This is a genomic window from Brakhagea slesvicensis (assembly GCF_052161625.1).
Taxonomy (GTDB): domain Bacteria; phylum Planctomycetota; class Planctomycetia; order Pirellulales; family Pirellulaceae; genus JBKCUI01.
On the sequence record NZ_CP197412.1, the window covers coordinates 2,333,284 to 2,354,288 of the forward strand.

The window sequence follows — 21,005 nt, forward strand, 5'->3', positions numbered from 1 at the left end:
GATAAACGCCAGATGACAATCTGAAGACGAAAACAACGCCTCGATGCTAAACGCCAAGGTACCTGCGGTCAATCAGACTCGCAGGCCGAGCCGCTGAGATCCTGTGAATTTACAGGCGATGATTCGGCATGATTCGGCATGATTCGGCATGATTCGGCATGATTCAAGGAGAGATTTCGAATGCTCGGGCGTCTTCGATCACACCCTCTTCAATCACTTCTTCTATTCCCGCCTCGTCGTATTCCCCCTCGTAATACGGCATGGGAGCTTCGCCTTGGATCACCGTTTGGGTATCCGGATCGCTGAAAGGGGAGCCCACTCGTCCTCGCTTCATGTCGCTCCTCGGAACGCGAGAGCCAAACGCGACATAATCGTCGAGGTAAGGCTGGCAACAGATCGAACAGCCAGGAGCGAATGCGAAGAGCAGCAATCCCCAAGCATAGGTAGAGACGCGGGCGGAACGGTTGGATTGGTTCGTTGACGGAATCATGGCGGAACGCTGTGAAGGGGGCCTGCAAAACCCAGAAGGGAACATCTCACTCATCGGCATCGGACCTTGCGTTATTTAGAGAAACCTTGCCGATTGCACCGACTATTCCTTTTGCCGTTTATGTAGCAACGGTTCAGGTTTTCCCGCCATGCGTCCGAAGAATGAATTCACAGACCCTGGAAAGACTTCCTGACTCGTTTGCATGCATTCACGGTGACCGTTCGATGCGAGATGTATGGTTCCAAATCAGAACAGTGAGGGAATGGCTGGTCGCCAAGCCGGTGTCGTATCTGACACTGGCCCTGCTCGTGTGGGGATTGAACTGGCTGAACATCCAGCAGGTGCAATTCGAACAACGGGGGACCATCGCTATATCGAGACAGCGACTGGAAGCGCTCCAGTCCCTGGCGAACCTCGGCCCCAAAGCGGGCCCCTACACGTTTCTAGAGTGCCGCCCCATTGTGGGAGACGACACCGTTCCTGACCATTCGGATATGTGCACGATCAAGTTTCGAGTCCGATCGACTCGGTACATCGATCTGGCCAAGTTCGAGGAATATTTGCTCTCCAAGACCGAGCCTCGCGAACCCTCTTCCGAATGCATTTCACTTCTCCGGGAGATCCGCACAACCGATTGGAAGCGTGAAGCGCTTCTCCATCAATGCCGCTGTCTGGAACTGCAACGACAAAAATCGCTCGATTATGCGGCCATCGGCGAAGCAGCCAGTGCCATCGCTGACGCTACTACTGCCGAACCGTCCGACGAACACGCCGAAGGTGGAACTTACCGATTGGCAGGTTACCAAAAGACCACCGAGTCGCAGTCCCAGGAGCCATCCATCGACGCCTTGCGTTCCGAGTTGCTTGCACAGTGCCGCGACTGCGATGCCAAAGTTGCATCGCTGAAGCAATGGCACGCGAACTCGCACGCTTCCTCGATCGGCTATCTCTCCCTTACTGGCTCACAACAGAAGTACCCTGTCGTTCAGCCTGTGCAGGGATCGAAGTTGGCGATTCTCCTCTTGCTAGCCACCAGCGCGTGGGGCTTGATCGCGATCGCTTTGAATCGATTTCCCAAACTGCAGCCTTGGATCGATCAATTGCGCGGCAAAGCGAGTCACAACAACCGTTCGACCCATCGTCGAGGCGCTAAGCCGCTCGCTCGATGCGACCTTGGAATTCCGTTCCTTGGTACAATCGAGATTGTTCACACGGACTTGATTTCCGCTGCGGATCCTTTCGAACATGTCGATGCACCTTCAGAATTTTCGACACCGAAACCGACGGATGCGGAACGTTGGAATGACCGATTACCCAAGCGAACCAGTCGAGGGAGACTTCGGATCCAGCAGTCTGCAGCCCTCGCGCTGAGTTTATGGTTAGCCGTGTGTGGTCTGCGATTGCTATCGGACTCAGCATGGCGGGAGCTGTTCATTGCTTCGCCGCTCGCGGGACTGACGCACTTGATCTCAGGTGTACCGTGATGTTCCAGTCGGATGCGAGGAAACGAGATCGCGTTTCATCGGCGAGGCGTCGACGTCGCGGTTTGAGCATGAAGACACTCTTAGGAGCGGTGGCCGGATTGGTCCTCACGTCCTTTGCAGCGCTCGGAGTGTATCTCTATGCCTTTCCAGAGCCAGCTCCGACCGAGCAGCTTGATTTGGCATTGAGGCTCATGTCCAAAGGAGAGATTGATGTCGCCGCGCGACTTGCTTCTGTGCTCGAGGATGCGGATCTCGTCAAGAACTCGGACCACTCGAAGAAGCTTTTCTTGTTAGGTGCTCGCGAAAGAACGCTGGCGAGCAACATCGAGCAGCGTCCTGTCGCGATGGAGCGAAACGAACGCGCGGTTGAGTATCTTACCAAGAGCCGCAGTTATTCCTTTCCAGACGGATTTGAAGGGCTAGCTAATTACCATTTAGGGATGGCTCTGTTCGATTTGTTCCGGTGGGATGAAGCGGAAGAGCCATTGACGATCGCCGCCGAGAGATGGCCTGCTGGCAGATCGGATGCCATCGAGCGTCTCGTCGATATCGATTTATCGCGCGATCGACAAGATATCGAGAACGCGTTGGATCGCATCTCGCACTGGAGAACGTTGCCGCGAAGCTCCGCCGACGACGACGATCGGGCCGACGTCAAAGAGATGCAGGCTTTTTTTGCCGCAGGTGAGTTTGAAAAGGTAGATGCATTGCAGGCCCGCATCCCTAAGAGCTCGAACTACCGTCCCTTGAGCGACCTTTACGCTGGCAAATGTGAAATCGAGCTTTCCAAACGTGAGAATGCGCCAGAGGACCGAACGAAGCGTTTGGAAAAAGCGCTTGAGTATTTGGCAGCGGTACTGAAATCTTCCAAAACAACTATTTCGGTTCGCAGGCAAGCAAATCTGGATCAAGGCAAAGTGACGCGCGCGCTGGGAAAGCTGACCGAAGCGATTAGCATTCTCAGCATTCTTAGGTTGTCGTCCCCGTTTGAACCTGAAAGCTTGGCGGCAGGGATCGAAGAGATCGAAACACTGATCCAAGCCGATCGCGTGGACGATGCAATCGATACCATGGTACAAGTTTCCAATAACCTCGGCGACCTGAGATGGTATTACACCGATTGGCTGCCGTTGTCGGGTTTGCGAGATAGGGTCAACGTTGCTTGCCAATCCTTGATCGACATGGGTCGATATCCCCAAGCGCAACAATTTGTTAGCAGCCTGCCAAAATTCTGCGACCTGCTGGATCGCATCCGACTGGAGAGCAGTCTCTACGAGAAATGGGCAGAGAGTCTACCCAAGGGTGGAACCAACGATCGCGATCGACTGGAGCATTATCGAAGTGCGGGCAAAGCGTTCGAAGAACTGACTCGGCAGCTGCCGCGAGCCAAAGAGTACGACGATTGGCTGTGGAGTTCGATCGAGAACTATCGCAAATCCGGTGACTATCTCAGCAGCAATCGCATGCTGGATCGCTTTATCAGTTTGCAAGACCGAGCGAATCGACCCAAAGGTTACTTTGTTCGTGCTAAGAATTTGGCATCGATGGAGAAGAGTGACGATGCGATGCAGTCGTTACAGCAGATCTTGGCCAGCAATATCGACACTCCGCTCATCTACGACGCTCGGTTGGAGTTGGCCAAGCTGAAGCGTCAGCAAGATGCGTTCGACGAAGCTCAGGAGTTGATGCTAGAAAACCTATCAGGTGAACTTCGACCGGAAAGCCCCATTTGGAGGGAATCCCTCTTCGAGCTCGCGTTGATGCTCTTCTCTCGCGGAGAACGAGAATTGCTAAAGGCTCGAAACGAGATCGAAGCCAATCCGAGCAAGATGCAAGACTTTCTTGGTCAAGTCGAAGCCAGTCAGGGGCAATTGCTGGAATCGATAAGACGCATCGAAGAATTCCTTCGCCGTTATCCCACCGATGTACGGCGATTTCAATTCTTGTATCAGATGGCGCAGGGCTATCAGCACGCGTCGTTTTGGCCGGAGATACAGCTGAGAGAGAGCAAGATCGCCAGCGAAGAGCGATTGGCTTCTCTCAAGTCACAAAAAAAAGACCTATTGATTCAGGCCAGAAAGGCTTACAGTCGACTGCGGCAAGAGATTCTGGCTGACCGCGACGCATCGCGGGCGCTCGTCAGCAACCTCGACGATCTTCTGCGAAATAGCTTCTTTGGAGAAGCTGACTTGTATTTCAATGAAGAGGAGTACGAAGAAGCATTGATCGCGTACACAGATGCAGCCAATCGCTTTATCAATGAACCAGAATCCCTGGAAGCCCGCAAACAAATCGCACTGTGCCAGAGAAAGCTCGGACGGATCGCAGATTGCCGCCGCTCTCTCGAGCTGGCTCGGGACTCGCTGCAACGCATTCCTGCGGATCAAGATGCGAAATTCAAAGCGGTTACTCCGCACGACCGCGCAGGCTGGGACCGCTATTTGACCGCATTGCTTCAGGACCTTAATCGGGAAAACACCCCGTGAGGATTCTGATCAATTCGTCTGGCCAAACCCCGACTCCCTTGACGATAAAAGAGGACCGATCGAGACATCCGAGTTTGGTAGGGGCGCTAAACGAAGATCGATCAATTCTTTATTCTCGTTTCCGAACGGAATTGGAATGCCAGCTTTGCGTCTAGCGAATTCCATTCGAGTGCTTGCGACAAGTGGGCTTGCCGTCGTTTTGGCTTGTTCGACAGCGCAGGCTCAGGGGTTGCGGCAAGAAGCCGAGATTGCGATTCCCGTCGGAAACTCGACCCGGGAAGCGCGGGATCAAGCGATACGATCGCTACCGTATCCACAGCTGACGCCGGCTGCTTCGTCGAAGATCCGAGAGGTCGTCGATCACGCTAGTTACTTCCGACGGCTCCCATCGCAAACGGTGGAATGCGACCCAGAAATGTTTTCGTTCTTGGTTCGCAACCCGGAAGTGATTGTGAACATATGGGACGTGATGGGTATCACCCGTGTCTCCTTGCAGCGATTGGGTCAGTACCAGCTGGCAGGGGACGATGGTTCGGGAACGACCTGCAAAATGGATCTCATTTTCGGGAACGATACCACGCACATTTATCATGTGACCGGCGGCTACAAAGGAAACATGTGGCCGAAAGAGTTGCATGGGCAAAGCGTCGTGGTCCTCCATCACAAAGCGTTGCCTGCATCCAGCGGAGTTCCGCAAATGTCGGTCACGATGGACGTATTTTTGAAGCTCGAGAATCTCGGAGCGGATTTGGTCGTTCGAACCCTTGGGCCCTTGGTCAATAAGAGCGCGGACTACAACTTTGTGGAGTGCGTGGCGTTCGTAGGGCAAGTGTCCCAGGTAGCTCTTAACAATCCGATTGGTCTACAGAATTTGGCCTCGCGTTTGGACTCCATCGATCCACGCGTGCGAGATCAGTTTGTCAGCACGGCCAAAGCGATGGCGAGCAAATACCCTGCGCGAGGGCAACGTCCTCTCGTGATCGGATCCACACCAGGCGGTTATAGCGTCGAAGAGGTGTTCGAAGTAGAATCCGAACTTGTTGCATCGGTGGTTCCGCCACCGGATGCCATACTGACATCCTCCGATGCGGCATCGAGACCGATATCCACTCGAAGACCTCCGAGCGGTCCCAATCGCTCGGAGAGTGAGAATCGCGAGGGTAGCAGCGATTCACCCACCCTCCAAAAACTACGTCGCATCAGTCCTTGATCGGTCGCCGTCCATCGAGAACCTGCGACACGACAATCGAGATGGCATACTCTCTTAGCGATCTATTGCAGCACCGGTTGCTGTTTCTCGGGACCAACAACAAGAAAAAAATCCTCGAACTCGAAACCGAACTTCGACCGCGTGGATTCGAGATCCGTTGTCCCAAAGACTTTGAAGACCACTTTGATGTCGATGAAACCGGATCGACGTTTATCGAGAACGCTCGCATCAAGGCGATCGCGCAAGCGAGGCACCGAGGTATCTGGTCCATCGGCGAAGACAGCGGGCTGTGCGTCGTCGCACTCGATGGCGAACCAGGTATCTACTCCGCTCGTTTCAGCGGTGCGGGAGCCACCGACGCGTCGAACAACTCGTTGCTCCTGGAACGCATGAAAGATGTCCCCGCTGCGAAGCGGCATGCCTACTATGTTTCGACCATCGCGCTCTCCGACCCCGATGGAGTGGTTCATCTGGAGTCGAGCGGTGAATGTTGGGGATGCGTTTTAACAGAACCGAGAGGCCAAGGCGGGTTCGGATACGATCCTCTCTTCGAGATCGCCGAGTACCATCAGACCTTCGCAGAATTGGGAGTGGGAGTGAAACGTGCGATCAGCCATCGGGCACGGTCGCTTCGCTCGTTCCTCCGACAACTGGACATGGCTCTGTTGATGCAGCTTCGATCTGAGAAGCAGCATGGTTGACCAGCCTTGGCAATGGGCGCTCCTCGCGATTGCTGCGATGGGCATCGGCATTACGAAAAGCGGCTTTGCGGGCGTCAGCATGGTCCACGTGCTGATCTTCGCCCATCTCTTCGGCGCGAGAGAGTCGACAGGACTGGTGCTCCCTCTGCTGATCGCGGGGGACCTGTTCGCCATGTGGACCTACGGAAAGCACGCGAAGTGGAGCTTCATCCGGAAAATGCTTCCTCCAGCATTGGCTGGCATTCTCCTCGGCGCCTGGATGATGACTTGGCTTCCCGAATCCGTTTATAAGCCTTTGATCGGGGTGATCATTCTCGGCTTGGTCGGTCTCCAAATCGTCCGTATCTGGAAAGGGGAGTGGCTGGAGTCGGTTCCCCATAGCGCGTGGTTCGCCTGGAGCATGGGAATTCTGGCCGGTGCTACCACGATGCTCGCCAATGCGGCTGGACCTGTCTTCGGTCTCTATCTTCTCGCGATTGGACTGCCCAAAATGGAGTTTGTGGGAACGGCCGCTTGGTTCTTCCTGCTGATCAACGTGATCAAACTCCCTTTCAGCTGGGGGCTTGGACTGATCCGGGTCGATACGTTGTGGCTGAATGCGATTCTTCTACCAGTCGTCGCTGTCGGACTCGTTTTGGGCAAGTTATTGCTGAAAAGGGTTTCGCAGCGGATCTTTGATAGCATCATTCTGTTGCTAACCGCCGTTGCTGCCCTTCGCATGCTGCTAAACTGACGGACGTCGCGAGAATCCATCTTGTGCTAGCGATCTCATCCTGCTAATCGACAGATTATTCCTGTCCGGCGAACCACTGCGGGGAAGTGTCGATGCGTTTTTTGAATAGTTCCAACCTCCTATGCTTGTTGCTCGCCCTCACTCTCAGTCCATGGGCTCAAGGGCAGACGCCTAGGTATCCCGATTTCACCGGCCCCCAAAGCGAAGCCGCGCGGCGCGCGGAGGCGATTCGCTCTGTCGGGGAGCATGCAATACGCGATCTCGCAACACTTCCTGAGAGTCTCCCACAGCTCGTGGAAGCGTTGAACGACGAGAGCAAGGAGGTCCGCTTCGCTGCAGCCAAGGCGATTGGAAATTCTGCAGCCAAGATAGATCGGATCCGCTTTTCAAGTCGAACGATGCCCAAATGGGAGGATCTCGCTCCGCTCTACCGCTTTGCATCCGCTCGATTGGATTCCATTGGTACGTATGCCCGCATCCAACGACAAATCGATGCCTTCATCGATCGAAACGAACAGTTGCACCTTGCGGGGACTCAAAATCTCCCGCGAAGGGTCTACGGGGCGAATCGGCCTGCGATCAGCGACGCGACACAACAGTTCCTGGATGATTTCTTTCGAATCGAAGAGGATCAACTCGTCGAGATGTGGCGTTTTGCCAATCGCCATCTACCAGCACTCTCCTCGGCTGACCGTCAGCGAGCCATCGAAGAACTCTTGACGACGGCCTCCCCGCGATGGTTCGAGTTCATGCTCCTCCTGTCGGATCGCTATGACGATGATGTATTGACTGCGGTATTGATCCAAGACCAAAAGGAATTCGATTCGAATCAAGCCTTCCTGTTGACCGTAGCGAAGCCCCAAGGAGAAGCGGTTCGCAGAGCGCTCGCGTCGATTGCTTGCAATTCAGCCCGCAGCGAGGAAGACCGCTTGCTGGCTTTGACATCTCTGGCTCAAAGCCCCACATGCGAGCCGCAAATCCTTTCGCAGATCATTCGATTCACCCTGCAGCAACGGTCTCCCTCGCGTTGGACGGAGTTGTTTACTCTCCTCACCAAGAACCGGGATCGGATAAGCGAATCAGAGAGACTGGCCGTCAAACGCTATGGACTGGCCTTCCTCGAAAGCGATCGCGAGGATAGCTGGAGAAGAGGGGAATTGGTTCATGCGTTAAGCGAGTACTTGCCAGGCGATGCCGACGTACTCCGGGCGATCGAAAGTCTCCTGATGCAGGAGGAGGCCGATAGCGATTCCCTCGTCATGGAGGCCTTGGCCGCCTGCTCCTACCATGGGGAAGCTTGCTCGAGAATCGCCCCACGTCTCGTGGAGTTAGTTTCAGCGACGGATAGCGGCGTACGCGAGCTCTCCCTAGCAGCCTTGCGCAATGTGAAGGAGCTCGGCGAAGGAGAAATCTCGGTCATCGTATCGATTCTTTGTAACAAACAAGAATCTGCAGACGCAAAACTCCATGCCGCGAGGATTTTGAAAGCCAACCCGAATTTGGCTAGCACGAGACTGCGGGAGGCGATCCTTCGAGAACTTCATGCCGAAGCGGAAAGCCGCTGCATTGTCGATCTGCTCCGCGCATGCGAAATCGTCGGCGTTCGCGATGAGCAGCTCGATAGTCTCTGCAGTCGGATCGCGAACGACTCGTCGTATTGGCTGGAGGAACGGCTCGCTGCTTACCAGGCTCGAGGACTTTGTTCCGTCGATTCGATTGCAGTTGTGAACGACATGATGAATGTCATCAACGCAGAAGACGAAGTCCCTCAGATCAAAGCGGCAGCTTTGCATACGCTCGCGCACGCGACCGGAAGCTGTGCCATTCCAGTTCTCTCGGAATATACGCATGTGGAGGACGAGTTGCTGGCATGCGCTGCTCGCTATGGCTATCACTTGGCGGGAGAAACCAACACCGCAATCCATCTCTTGTTGGCTATGGTTCCAAGCGAAAAGCTCGACGATTCGATCGAGAACATCGCTCGAGAGATCGGAGAACCTGGCCGCAAAGCCCTTCGAGAAACCTTGGAATCCAAGACAGCCTCCCTCCCTCAACGATTGATCGCCTTTCGAACTTTGGTGGGAATGCCCGCGGCTGATTGGAATGATCTTTTAAAACATGTGTCTGGCGATGAAGAAGGAAAGGCATTTGAAAAATCCCTTCGCATGGCGTGGAATTTCGATGATTCGATCGTTCCCGCTCTCTTTACCAGGATCGAGCAATCTCCAACGAATTCACCAATCGCATTGCAAGCGTGGCGATTGGTCGATGACTTCACCAGCGGTCTCGGAGCTGGAGGAGACGAGACAGAAGGGATGTCGTCAGCCATGCGGCAAGCCATCGTCTTTTCGGCTCGTGCTCCCGACGCGGAAGAGGCCGTCGTCGGAGCGCCAAAGTCCGCTGCCGAAGCCGTCGCCACCGCTCCACCACCGACCGAAAAGGGGCTGACAGATCGAGCCGTACCTGCGCCGCTTCCCCCTCTCTCGGCCGTTGATCGCGAGGCAGGCATCTCGCGACGAGTCGATGTGTTCTACGGTACCAACCGCGCATTGAAACTGATCTCGCAGTTCAGTCATGCGTTGCGATGGAGTTTGTTTGCGATCGCCGTTCTCTGTCTTGTCATCTGCTTGGTAGCCTTTGCGTGGCAACGAGCAACTCGCTACGCGCTCACAGCGTTGGTCGGTTTGGCCGGGGTCGTGTTTCTCGCGCAAGACACGTTGGACGGGTCCGCTTGGTTTCTGCAGTCACCAACCCTGTACAGCGGGGACTATGCGGACGAAGTGAAGTTCGGCGTCTGCCAAGTCACCATCCCAGAAACACACGTCCCAGGACAACTGGAATCCCCTTCGCTCTTCCTGCGATTCGAAGTGAAAGAGAATCCCTCGCAGCACATCATTCTCGCGAAGACGGAGCAATTGGAGCGAGATGAATTTTTTGAGAAGCTTCACGCGAACATGGATCAAACCGGCAAGAATCTGCTGGTGTTCATCCATGGCTACAACGTTTCCTTTGAAGATGCCGCGCGACGCACCGCCCAGATGGCGGTCGATCTTCAGTTTCAGGGAGCTCCCGTGTTCTATAGCTGGCCCTCGCACAACGATTGGTATCGGTACCCCGACGATGCGTTGAACATCCAAGCCAGCGTGGGTCAGATACGCGCCTTTCTCGAACAAATCGCTCGGGACTCCGGTGCAGAGGCTATCCATCTCGTCGCCCACAGTATGGGGAACGTCGGATTGACCCAAGCACTTGCAAAGCTGGAAAGCGACGGCCCGTTGTTCCATCAAGTCATCTTGGCCGCTCCCGACATCGATGCAGGGGTCTTCCGAGAGCAAATCGCCCCTCGAATCACCAGCAAAGCGAAACGCGTCACACTGTATACCTCGCAAACCGATCTCGCCCTGCTCGCATCCAGATACTTCAATCAAGGCCAGCGGGTTGGGGATTCCAGCCACGGTGTGGTCGTGTTTCCCGGTATCGAGACCATCGATGCGACCTCGATCGACTCCAGTCTTTTGGGGCATTCGTACTATGGTAGTAGCGTGAACGTGCTCGAGGATATCGCGAACTTGCTCAAGGATCTCCCGATCAACAATCGAAACTATTTGGAAATGCAAGCGAACCAAAACCCGCCCTATTGGTCGTTTGCTCCCAGGTATCGAATGGCCGCTCGGGAGTAGGAATCTACATTTCTTTTGAACAGGGCCGTACGTATAATCGGCTCCATCCTCCTCGTATTTATTCACCTTGTGCAGCCTTACTAGTGTCCTCGCTTCTCACTCCCACGAACGCTTCGAACTCTCCTGACAGCACCGCTGGCAATGCGGTGCTCAGGGTTGATGGTATCCGTAAGAAGTTCGGTGCAACCGAAGCGCTCCGCGGTCTCTCGTTTGAGGTACTGCAAGGGGAAAGGTTGGCATTGCTCGGTCCCAATGGAGCGGGAAAAACCACTCTCATCCGCACGATCTGCGGACGCGTTCGCCCCGACAGCGGATCGGTCACACTCTTGGGCAAACCGATCCATTCCCCAAATGCCTTGCTACATCTAGGGGTCATCCCACAGGAGTTGGCGATCTATCCGGATTTGACCGCCAAAGAGAATCTCGAATGCTTTGGTCGGTTGCATGGCCTACGCTCCGGCAGTCTGCGCGAACGGGTGGCGTGGGCATTGGAGTGGATTGGTCTGACCGACCGCGCCAACGATCTGACCCGTACCTTCTCCGGCGGGATGAAAAGGCGTGTTAACATCGCCTGCGGTGTTTTGCATCGCCCTCGCGTGCTGCTATTGGACGAACCAACGGTCGGTGTCGATCCACAAAGCCGACAACGCATTTTTGACATGCTGGACGAGCTGCATGTCGCCGGAACAAGCATCGTACTGACCACCCACCACTTGGAAGAAGCAGAGCAGCGCAGCGATCGCATCGTCATTGTCGATCACGGACAAGTCATCGCCGAAGGTACGATTCAATCCCTTTTGGAGTCCACCATCGGCTCAGATCGCTTGGTCAGCATTTCGATCGAAGGATTGATGGTCACCACACCAAAGGGACTTCGCTGGGACTCCAAAACCGAACGCTTTCACGCATACATCGGAAACGTTGCCGAAGAATTGCCCGAGTTGTTGCAAAACATTCAGCGACTCGGAGGGACTTTGAAGGACCTTGATGTCCATCAACCTAATCTTCACGATGTCTTTTTGCATTTGACTGGCAAGGAGCTTCGGGAATGATCTGGACCGTCGTGCAAACCAGTTGGCGACGGTTGAAGAACAATCGCTCCGAAATGGTGCTGACCTTCATTGTCCCCATTCTGTTCTTTAGTATCTTCGCACTGATTTTCGGCTCGAGAGACTCGTCATCCTCGACCCCGAAGATCAAGATCGCGATTTGCGATGAGTCCGGTTCCTATTTGACTCAAAAAGCGATCGACGAACTGCAACAACAAAAGTCCTTGCGAATCACGCAGGACGTAGATGAAGCTGGAACGCTCAAGCGGATTGATCGCGCTGCGACCGAAGAACTAGTGCGACGCGGCATGGTTTCCGCTGCCGTTGTGTTCTCGAAAGGTTCAAATCAAACCGATGCACCGAAGATCGAGGTGTTGACCGACTCGTTCGATCAAGTGGCATCGCAAGTCTTGGTTGCGATCGTTCAGAAGTCCGTATTCACGGCCCAAAGCAAATCCATTCCATCGCCGAGTCGCGCCGAATCTCCTCCAATAGGACCGCTGACGAACGGGTCGCTACCAAATGGAGCCCTTCCCGTTGGGACCAGAACCAGCGGAGTCATACCCGCATCCTATACCCCCGCTGCAAATGAAATTGCTTCCTCCAGTCCGATGGGAATGCCGGTCATCGAAAGCGTCGACTTGATCGGTGGCAACAAAACCAACCCGGTGATCGCGATGTATGCCGCGGGAATCGCGGTGATGTTTCTCCTGTTCAGCGCGACGACCGCCAGCGGTTCGCTACTGGAAGAGCGAGAGAATTCGACCCTCGATCGTCTGCTCTGCAGCCGATTGACCATGGACCAACTCCTGATGGGCAAGTGGGCGTATTTGACGATTGTTGGGTGCATCCAAATGTTTTTGATGTTTCTTTGGGGTTCGATCGTGTTTCGAATTGAACTCTGGCGGCATTTCGATGGATTCGCTGCCATGACTCTCGTCACCGCCGGAGCCGCATCGAGCTTTGCACTGTTGCTCGCCTCCTTATGCAAGTCGCGAACACAATTGGGATGGATGTCGACGATTGTTATTTTGAGTATGAGCGCGCTGGGTGGGAGCATGGTACCTCGCTATCTGATGAGCGAGTCGATGCAACGAGTCGGAATGGCGACTTTCAACGCTTGGGCTTTGGAGGGCTTTAACAAAGTCTTTTGGAGAGAGCTTTCACTGGAGGAGATTGGATTGGAGCTGGGAGTGCTCACCGGATGCGCGGCGGTATTCATCGTGCTCGCGCGACTCTTCGCTGTTCGCTGGGAACGTTCATGAACCAAGCTCCTTCGGGGGAACGCAATCGTTCGCAATCTCTTAGCCCGCTTCCCCAAGACCGATTGCTGCGCCGCCACTACCTGCGTCTCAAACAGCAGCGAGATCGCATCCTACGTATCCCGGATGGCAAGCGAAAGGAAACCGATCTCGAGCGTTGGGAACATCTGCTCGCCCAATCGCTCGAAACCTACGAACGTCGGCAAAAGGTACCCAAGAACCTGTCGTACGATCCCGAGCTACCGATCACCGCCGCGCGCGACAAGATCATCGATCTGCTCCAGCATCGCCAAGTTGTCGTAATCTGCGGTGAGACCGGATCTGGCAAGAGCACCCAGCTTCCCAAACTTTGCCTCGAAGCAGGGCTTGGGCAAACGGGTTGGATCGGTCATACCCAACCGAGACGGATCGCAGCCCGCTCGGTTGCAGCCAGAGTCGCGGAAGAAATGGACTCCAAGCTCGGTGAAGCGGTTGGTTTCAAAGTCCGGTTCAACGACCAAACCAAGCCGGAATCCTGGATCAAATTGATGACTGACGGGGTGCTCCTTGCCGAGATCCAACGGGACCGATTCCTGGATGCATACGATTGCATCATCGTCGACGAAGCGCACGAGCGGTCGCTCAACATCGACCTACTCATGGCCTACCTGCAAAGGCTACTGCCCAAACGCCCGGAACTTCGCGTCGTGATCACGAGCGCCACGATCGATGCCGAACGTTTCTCGGAACACTTCGTCGATGCTCTGGGGCCCGCTCCGGTCGTCATGGTCGAGGGGCGTAGCTATCCCGTCGAAGTCCGCTACCGAGGTGCTAACGACAAACGGGCCCAATCGCGCGAAACGGGAGAGTGGAGCGAGGACGAAAGTCAGCTGGCTCGGTTTTGCGACGCCGTCGACGAGCTGTTCGCCGAAGGGCGAGGAGATATCCTGGCCTTCTTCCCCACCGAACGCGATATTCGCGATGCCGCCAAACTCTTGCGCGGGCACTTGACCCAACGAGGAATGGTTCAGCAGGTCGAGGTGCTGCCCCTCTACGCGAGACTGACCGAAGCCGAACAGCAAAGGGTCTTTCAAGCCCACAGCAAAACTCGAATCGTGCTGGCAACCAACGTCGCGGAAAGCTCTCTCACCGTACCGGGCATTCGTTATGTGATCGATACGGGTACCGCCCGCGTCTCCCGCTTCGCTGCCAAAAGCAAAGTCCAGAGGCTCCCGATCGAGCCGATTCCGCAAGCCTCCGCGAACCAACGCTCCGGACGATGCGGTCGGTTGGGACCCGGTATCGCCATTCGCCTGTACGACGAGCAAGACTACCTGAGCCGCCCCCCCTTCGCGACGCCCGAGATCCGTCGGAGCGATTTGGCCGCAACCATCGTCCATACCAAATCCCTCGGGATCGAGGACATGGAAGGTTTGCCATGGTTGGACCCTCCTCGCCCAGAAGCCGTGCGAGAAGGGATGAATGTCCTGCGAGAATTGGGTGCTCTCGATGCCGAAGACCGTTTGTCCGACGTCGGTCGAAAACTTGCTCGATGGCCGGTCGATCCTCGCGTCGGACGGATGATCATCGCCGCCGAAGCCAACGGCTGCTTGCATGAAATGCTCATCATCGCTGCCGCACTCGAGACCCAAGATCCCCGCATCCGGCCTCCCGAAAAAAGTGCTGCCGCCGACGAAGCCCACCTGCGTTTCAAAGATCCCCTCAGCGATTTTCTCGCCTACCTTCGCATTTGGGAATTCTACCAAGGCCTGCGGGAGCAATTGGGCCGTTCCCGATTAACACGTGCGTTGCAAGAAAACTTTTTGTCCATCATCCGACTCCGAGAATGGGCCGACGTCCATCGGCAATTGCTGGAACATTGCAAAGAGTCCAAAATCACACCGTATAAACAAACCGTTGCACTGGAGCCGCTGGACACGGCTCCAAATGTCCGCCTCGAAGCAGGCCGTCGTGGGGATCGGAAAGGGGAAACTCCATCCGATTTCAAACCCAATACGCAATATCCAAACGGGTATGATCAGCTTCATCTCTCTTTGCTCACCGGGCTTCTCTCTGGTATCGCCATGATGGAGGATACCGGCAAATATCGCGGCGCTCAAAACTTAGAAGTCGTACTTTGGCCGGGCTCGGGCATTCGAAGCGCTAAGCCCAAGTGGATCGTTTCGGCGGAACGGATCGAAACGACCCAACGCTACGCGAGAACCGCAGCAAAGATCGAGCCGGAATGGATCGAACGAGTCGCTGCCCATTTGATCAAGTACAGTTACGAAGAGGCTCACTTCAGCCGAAAGCTGGGGCGTGCCATGGTCATGCGCCGCGGCTCCCTTTTTGGACTCCCTGTCTCACCTCGTATCGCTGTCCCCCTCGCACCCCTCAATCCTCTTCTCGCTCGAACCCTGTTGATCGAGCATGGATTAGCTGGCGGAGAGCTGGCGTCGCGGGCCAAGTTCTGGATGCACAATCAAACCTTCATGGAACAAGTGCAATCGCTGGCCGATCGGACCCGCCGCCGCGATCTCATCCTCGATCCTCAAGTCCTCGTCGACTTCTACGAAAAGCGAATCCCTCCCACCGTCGTCGATCGCAATACGCTCGAGCAATGGGATCGGACGCTCAAGCGGGATGCAGCACCCCTGACTCCCTATCTCGATTGGACCGATGTCCTCCTCCCCATCGATAAGGACGAAGTCAATACGCAATACCCCACACAAGTATCGGTGGGGGTGACCCAGTTAAAACTCAAGTATCGGTTTGAGCCGGGCCATGAGACCGACGGAGTCAGCGTGAGCATTCCTGCCGCCGTCGTTCATCAAATCCATCCCGATCGGCTGGATTGGCTCGTTCCTGGGTTGCTAGAGGAAAAATTGATTCAACTGATCAAATCGCTTCCCAAGCGATTGCGTCGACAGCTCGTTCCCGTCCCGGACACGGCCAAGCTCTTAGTACCGAAATGGTTGGCTGCCTTTCAGGCCCAGTTGCCATTCTGGAAATCCCTTTGTGAAATTCTCTCCAACCATTTGCGAGAACCAGTCGTTCGCGACGACTTCGATATTACTTCCCTGCCCGAGCATTTACGCATGCGCATCGAGGTGCTCGACGAGGAAGGCAAGATTGTCCAGACCGGTCGGGATTTGGAATCCATCCAGCGAGAGCGTCAGCATGTGGTGCACCAGGCCGTTCAGACGCATGCGACGTCGACTTCGTACGATTGGATGCGAAGCAAACTGGAGAAATGGGACATTGAGCTGCTTCCGACATCGGTCACGGAGCTGCGCGGTGGGGTTCGTGTCGAGTTGTATCCGACGTTGCTGACAACCAGCGAACAGACGCAAACGATTACGGTCGATCATCCCCTTTTGGCTGAGCAGCTCTTGCGCATTGGCTGGACTCGACTGATGCATCGGATCGACCGAAAAGAGATTCGCAGTCACGTCCAATACTTGCCTCAATTCACGTCCGCAGGTCTTTGGCTTTCGGATCGATTGCCGGGGGACAAACTCCGCGATTGGCTCGGAGACATCATCGCCCGATTGGCATTCTTGGATACCCAGTGGCATCTGGAGTCGCTGGCGCCGGTTCCGCGGACGCAAGTCGAATTCGATCTGGCGCGATTGAAGCGCATCGAACGAATCGGTCTTGCTGCTGGCGAAATCGCCCGCTGGCTACCGAAACTGGCTGAGGCCAATCACAAAGTGCGAGCGTTGCTGGAGCGAGCTCCATCGAGTTGGGGTCCCAGTCTGCAACAGATCAAAAACCAACTAGTCCACCTGTGGAGTCCTCATTCGGCATGGCTAACCCCTTGGGTGATCCTCAAAGAGTATCCTCGCTATCTTCAGTCGCTCGCGGTTCGCATCGAAAAGCTCAAAGCAACAGGATGCACCAAAGACTTGGCGATCGAGGAAACCGCTCATCGATTTTGGATGGATTACGAATCGCGTATCGAGCGACAACAACCCTCCGCGGCTACTTGGCAAAGCGTGCGGAGCAAAGCGAAAGACGCCTTAGGTGTCGATACGTTGTCGCCGACGGGCAAGCTGCTGGAATACCGCTGGGGTATTGAAGAGTTGCGAGTCTCGCTCCACTCCCAGCAGCTTGGTACCCGAATCAGCATCTCCCCCAAACGCCTGGAAAAACTCCAACAAGACCTCGATCAACGGTAGTCGCAAACATAAATGGATCCGTTGGAGTTCGCGGTAACAACCTTTTTTTCGGTAGCGTCAAATCTGGCATCGAGCACGGGACCGGGATAACGCCACGCGCGAATAACCTTTGATTTTTTAATGTCCCACACGATGACTTGGCCGTCTTCCCCGCATGAGAGAATCTCGTCGTTCGTAGAGCGAAACTCCAACGAATGTATTCTTGAATCATGGTGTGCGCAGTCTATCGGAGCTGCATTTTCGTTGTCGAGAGGCCACAGCTTGATCCTACCTTGGTCGTCCCCCGTCGCGAGCATCTTTCCATCGTTCGAATAGCCTACACACGCAACACCATCAATGCTGTTGCCGATCGTTCGCAGTTTTTTTAGTGCCCTGTCCTGCGCTTCTAGACGCCATAGATTCACACCCCCAGGTAATCCCATGGAAGCAAAGGTCGATCCATCGGGTGAAAAACGCAATCCACGAATATCACATAACTCAGGGTCCCGTGCGATGGCAGCGCGCTGCCGAAGCTTCCCTTGCGAGATGTCCCACACATGAATCGCCCCCTGTTTTCCCCCACTTATTAAAGTGGTGCCATCGGGACTGAATGCCAGTCCTCCGGACGAAACGGGTAATGCGGCTTCCAACTCGATACGGTCCAGTCGCTGAGATTCCTCGATGGAAACCTGCCAAAGTTCGAGAGCCGTTTTCGATTCGCGCTGGGTGAAGAACGCAATTCGGCGTTCGTCATGGCTCATGCACATGCCCCACGCAGGATCTGGCCCGATCTTGAATAGTGACTTGGGTGCAGCGTCGAGTTCTTTCAAGTCGCGTACGATTACTTCCCCGGTCGCTGGTTCCTCGAAATACCGTCGCCAATTATAAGAATTATGCTCAAACGAAATGAGTCGATGGGTGCTTAAACGGGAACCAAGTAGGTGACTTTCGTCATAGCGAGGTCGTTCGGCGTCGTTTGAATCGATATTCGATTGCGTTAGATCCCAACGTCTTATTCCGTAGTCGCCATCCAAGAAGAAAAAGGCGTCTCCATTCGGGCTAAACACTACAGATTGGCCTCCCCCTCCCAACAAGTTCGCGTAGGATCGATTGCGTGAAATCGACACCAGCTTGGTCGCTTGGTTCTCGTCGAGAGCCCACAATTCCAAATCCGTTGTTCCGACAGCGAGCATCTTCCCGTTGGGATGGAAGCAAAGTGTTTGGACATGACCGCTGTGTTCGAAGACGGCTTGGCTAACGGGCCAATTCCCAGAGATGTCGAATACCGTTATCTTTCCGTCGGCCGTGCTCATCGCCATAAGACGGTTATTGTTCGAAAACGCCATGGCTTGCACCGGGATGGTTTGATTGAGAACAAACTCACGGCGGAATGTGTCATTACCGAAGCGGGAAAACCGTTGCATGATAATCACGTTGCCATCGACAACTCTCGACGTGCGTCGGCCTTGGTCATCCCGGCCTTCCTCTCTCACCTCACGCACTCCAGCAATTTTTTGTCCGTCGTTCGATAGCGCCTTGATACTGTAAATCGGTGTAGGCTTCCCTGTGGAAAACTCTTCTAGTCTTAGTTCCACACTTGGTGGCTTCTGCAATTCACCTGCTTTGGAAATCTGCAAAAGCTGCAATCCAACGAGAAAGCTTCTTCGATCGCCAAACCATTGGTGGGTGCTTTGTACGGGCAATGGACTATCCGAGGATTCCTTCGTCGAATAGACGCCCGACTTCAAGTCGATCCATAGCATGGGCTTTTCCGCTCGAACGACCACCAACGCATTTCCATCCCACGAATATCGAGCCGATTGGACGCTTGGATCGAAACGGAAGTGCTTTTCAAGCACCAGGGTGTTGGAGTTCCAAAGGTACACATTTCCCAAATTGTCAGCTGTCACGAGTTGATGCCCATCGGGATGAACATCCAATCCACCCCAAGTCTTTCCCCATGATCTTCCTCGCTCGTCCCCCAACACTTGCATTCGCTCCGAATGCCATGGAAAGCTTGGAACCCCTTGATCTTCAGCCAATCCAAATGTCGAGGTAGCGCACAAAAGTGCTAACGCGGTAAATATTCCCACGACGCTTGCCTTCGCATTCCAACTGGTCGAAATACTGCGAACGCGCCTCTTACTAAGAAGCCCTGCAATACGATCTTCGAGGCCCATTGCATAGCTGGTGAAGGAGGTGGCCCCTGCGACGGTAGAGCCCAATACGCCTCGCTCTGCGATCGATAGAAGAGTCTTTGCGTATTCGATGCAGTCAGAGTTTCTCATCACGTAGTTGTCGCACACTTCTTCTCGCGATTGGATAAACTCCCGCTTTGCCAGATAGATCAGTGGGTGCGGCCAGTAAACAATCGTCGCTATCGCTTGAAGCATTCCAAGAATCGGATCGAATCGATGCAAGTGAGCGCACTCGTGCGTCATCACATCCCTCAGCTCCGTGTCCGACAACTCGCGTACCATCCTCTCGGGTAGAACTATGCATCCTCGCAGGCCGTGAAAGACCGCGAACGCGGAGTTTGCATGTTCGGAGGTTCCAATGGTCGGTTGCCAATGCATGCCAATCGACTCGCGTGCACTTTGAGCGATTCGTTCGAGCCTCGGTGCTTGCTCAAAACGAGCGATCGCCAAGAGACGACGAATCCCTGCCATGGTGAGCGCCAATCGAACGATGCCAAAGACGACTCCAATGCCCCAAATGAAGATGAAGCTCTCGATAGCGATTTGTTCGAACCACTTTTCATTACCTGCTGGGGCAATTGTTGGATCGGTTGCGTTCTTGGTTTCGGGGGCTGGAGTGATATCTACATTCGGATTGTTAGGCGAGATGGCCTCGCTTGGTACTTCTGGGGTTCGGCTTCGTAGACCAGATTGGGCTGCGGGTTGCGAAATGCGACGTGCGTTATTGGAAGAATTCGGAGAGGCTATTGTCGACTGATCAATTCCCGATTCGATCCTTGGATGGTAGCCAAGGTTTGGTATTCGGATCCATTGCATTTCGTTGACGTGGCCTAGCCATGCCATTACCGGGAATAGCAACGTAAGCAGAATGGATGTTGTCCAAACGGTAGAGCGAAACGCAGGATTGTTTCTTCCTGCAAATCGGGCTAGCAACCAAGCACCGGCGAGAACGAATGTTAAGAATGCGAAAGCCCGAATCATCCATGCCAGGAAGTCGCTCTGTGCGCCGAGTTGAAACAGAACCATCATGATTTGCCTCTCCTATTTTTCTGACCTTCTGCTTTAGAAATCAATTCACGAATACGTTCCAAATCCTTTTTCGAAACACCACGGCTATCGAGTAGGGTCCATACCAGACCCGAGGCCGAGCCATCGAACGCTTGATTGCAAAGGTTATCCACCAGGTTACGTTGGATCTCAGATTGCTCGCTTACGGCCGAATACATGAAGGCTTGGCCAATCTCTCGATGTTTGAGCCAGCCTTTTTCTTCCAATCGACCAATGACCGTTTGCACCGTCGCCCGAGCGACTTTGCGTCGTGTTTGCAGTTCTTGCCAAACTTCCGAAATCGTCGTCTCGCCACGTTCCCATATGATTTTCATGATCTCAAGTTGCGATGCCGACAATTCGGCCCGTTTTCTACTCATGCAAATCTCCCCAAGGCACCATCCGCGAAACTCATTCTATTACACAAAGCGTCACGGTAACTACATTTGTAGTTAGAATCAACACATATTCAGCAATGAGTTGGGGGGAGTCGTGAAGAAGAAAGAGACTTCTTTGCTCGATAAGG

Annotated in this window: 12 protein-coding genes; 9 read left to right on the plus strand and 3 right to left on the minus strand. The window is 54.5% G+C overall.

All coding sequences use genetic code 11. From position 1 onward, the window contains the following. Nucleotides 1-163: 163 nt before the first annotated feature. A complete protein-coding gene (locus SH467x_RS08850; RefSeq protein WP_482370908.1) occupies nt 164-490 on the minus strand; it encodes a hypothetical protein in 327 nt (108 codons plus the stop codon). Nucleotides 491-651: 161 nt separating this feature from the next. On the opposite strand from SH467x_RS08850, the gene SH467x_RS08855 reads away from it, so the two are divergent. The 9 genes from SH467x_RS08855 (at nt 652) to hrpA (ending at nt 17,255) form a co-directional block, all read left to right on the plus strand. Beyond that, complete coding sequence (locus tag SH467x_RS08855) at nt 652-1,974, plus strand: hypothetical protein (protein ID WP_482370909.1); 1,323 nt, start codon at nt 652-654, stop codon at nt 1,972-1,974. 68 nt (nt 1,975-2,042) lie between these two features. Next, on the plus strand, nt 2,043-4,460 hold the full coding sequence (locus tag SH467x_RS08860) for a tetratricopeptide repeat protein (RefSeq protein ID WP_482370910.1): 2,418 nt from the start codon (nt 2,043-2,045) through the stop codon (nt 4,458-4,460). Nucleotides 4,461-4,596: 136 nt separating this feature from the next. After that, the gene (locus tag SH467x_RS08865) at nt 4,597-5,670 is read left to right on the plus strand and encodes a hypothetical protein (RefSeq protein ID WP_482370911.1); all 1,074 of its coding nucleotides are present in this window, start codon (nt 4,597-4,599) and stop codon (nt 5,668-5,670) included. Between the two features lie 41 nt (nt 5,671-5,711). Then, nucleotides 5,712-6,371: an RdgB/HAM1 family non-canonical purine NTP pyrophosphatase gene (gene rdgB, locus SH467x_RS08870; protein WP_482370912.1), complete on the plus strand. Its 660-nt coding sequence runs from the start codon at nt 5,712-5,714 to the stop codon at nt 6,369-6,371. Next, nucleotides 6,364-7,104, plus strand: a complete 741-nt coding sequence (locus SH467x_RS08875) for a sulfite exporter TauE/SafE family protein (protein ID WP_482370913.1) — start codon at nt 6,364-6,366, stop codon at nt 7,102-7,104. Before rdgB ends, SH467x_RS08875 begins: the two co-directional genes overlap by 8 nt. Before the next feature lie 92 nt (nt 7,105-7,196). Continuing rightward, nucleotides 7,197-10,784 carry an alpha/beta fold hydrolase gene (locus SH467x_RS08880; RefSeq protein WP_482370914.1) on the plus strand — a complete coding sequence of 1,196 codons (3,588 nt, stop codon included), beginning with the start codon at nt 7,197-7,199 and terminating at the stop codon, nt 10,782-10,784. Nucleotides 10,785-10,867: 83 nt separating this feature from the next. Next, on the plus strand, nt 10,868-11,836 hold the full coding sequence (locus SH467x_RS08885) for an ABC transporter ATP-binding protein (protein ID WP_482370915.1): 969 nt from the start codon (nt 10,868-10,870) through the stop codon (nt 11,834-11,836). Further along, nucleotides 11,833-13,098 (plus strand): ABC transporter permease, encoded by a 1,266-nt coding sequence (locus SH467x_RS08890; RefSeq protein ID WP_482370916.1) that lies wholly within the window; start codon nt 11,833-11,835, stop codon nt 13,096-13,098. The genes SH467x_RS08885 and SH467x_RS08890 overlap by 4 nt, the downstream gene beginning before the upstream one ends. Continuing rightward, nucleotides 13,095-17,255, plus strand: coding sequence for an ATP-dependent RNA helicase HrpA (gene hrpA / locus SH467x_RS08895; RefSeq protein ID WP_482370917.1), 4,161 nt, complete (start codon nt 13,095-13,097; stop codon nt 17,253-17,255). Before SH467x_RS08890 ends, hrpA begins: the two co-directional genes overlap by 4 nt. Here the strand turns inward: hrpA and SH467x_RS08900 are convergent. Further along, entirely contained in the window at nt 17,246-20,461 is a 3,216-nt protein-coding gene (locus tag SH467x_RS08900; RefSeq protein WP_482370918.1) for a M56 family metallopeptidase, read from the minus strand. The genes hrpA and SH467x_RS08900 overlap by 10 nt on opposite strands. Then, nucleotides 20,458-20,859, minus strand: coding sequence for a BlaI/MecI/CopY family transcriptional regulator (locus SH467x_RS08905; RefSeq protein WP_482370919.1), 402 nt, complete (start codon nt 20,857-20,859; stop codon nt 20,458-20,460). Before SH467x_RS08905 ends, SH467x_RS08900 begins: the two co-directional genes overlap by 4 nt. Between the last annotated feature and the right edge of the window lie 146 nt (nt 20,860-21,005).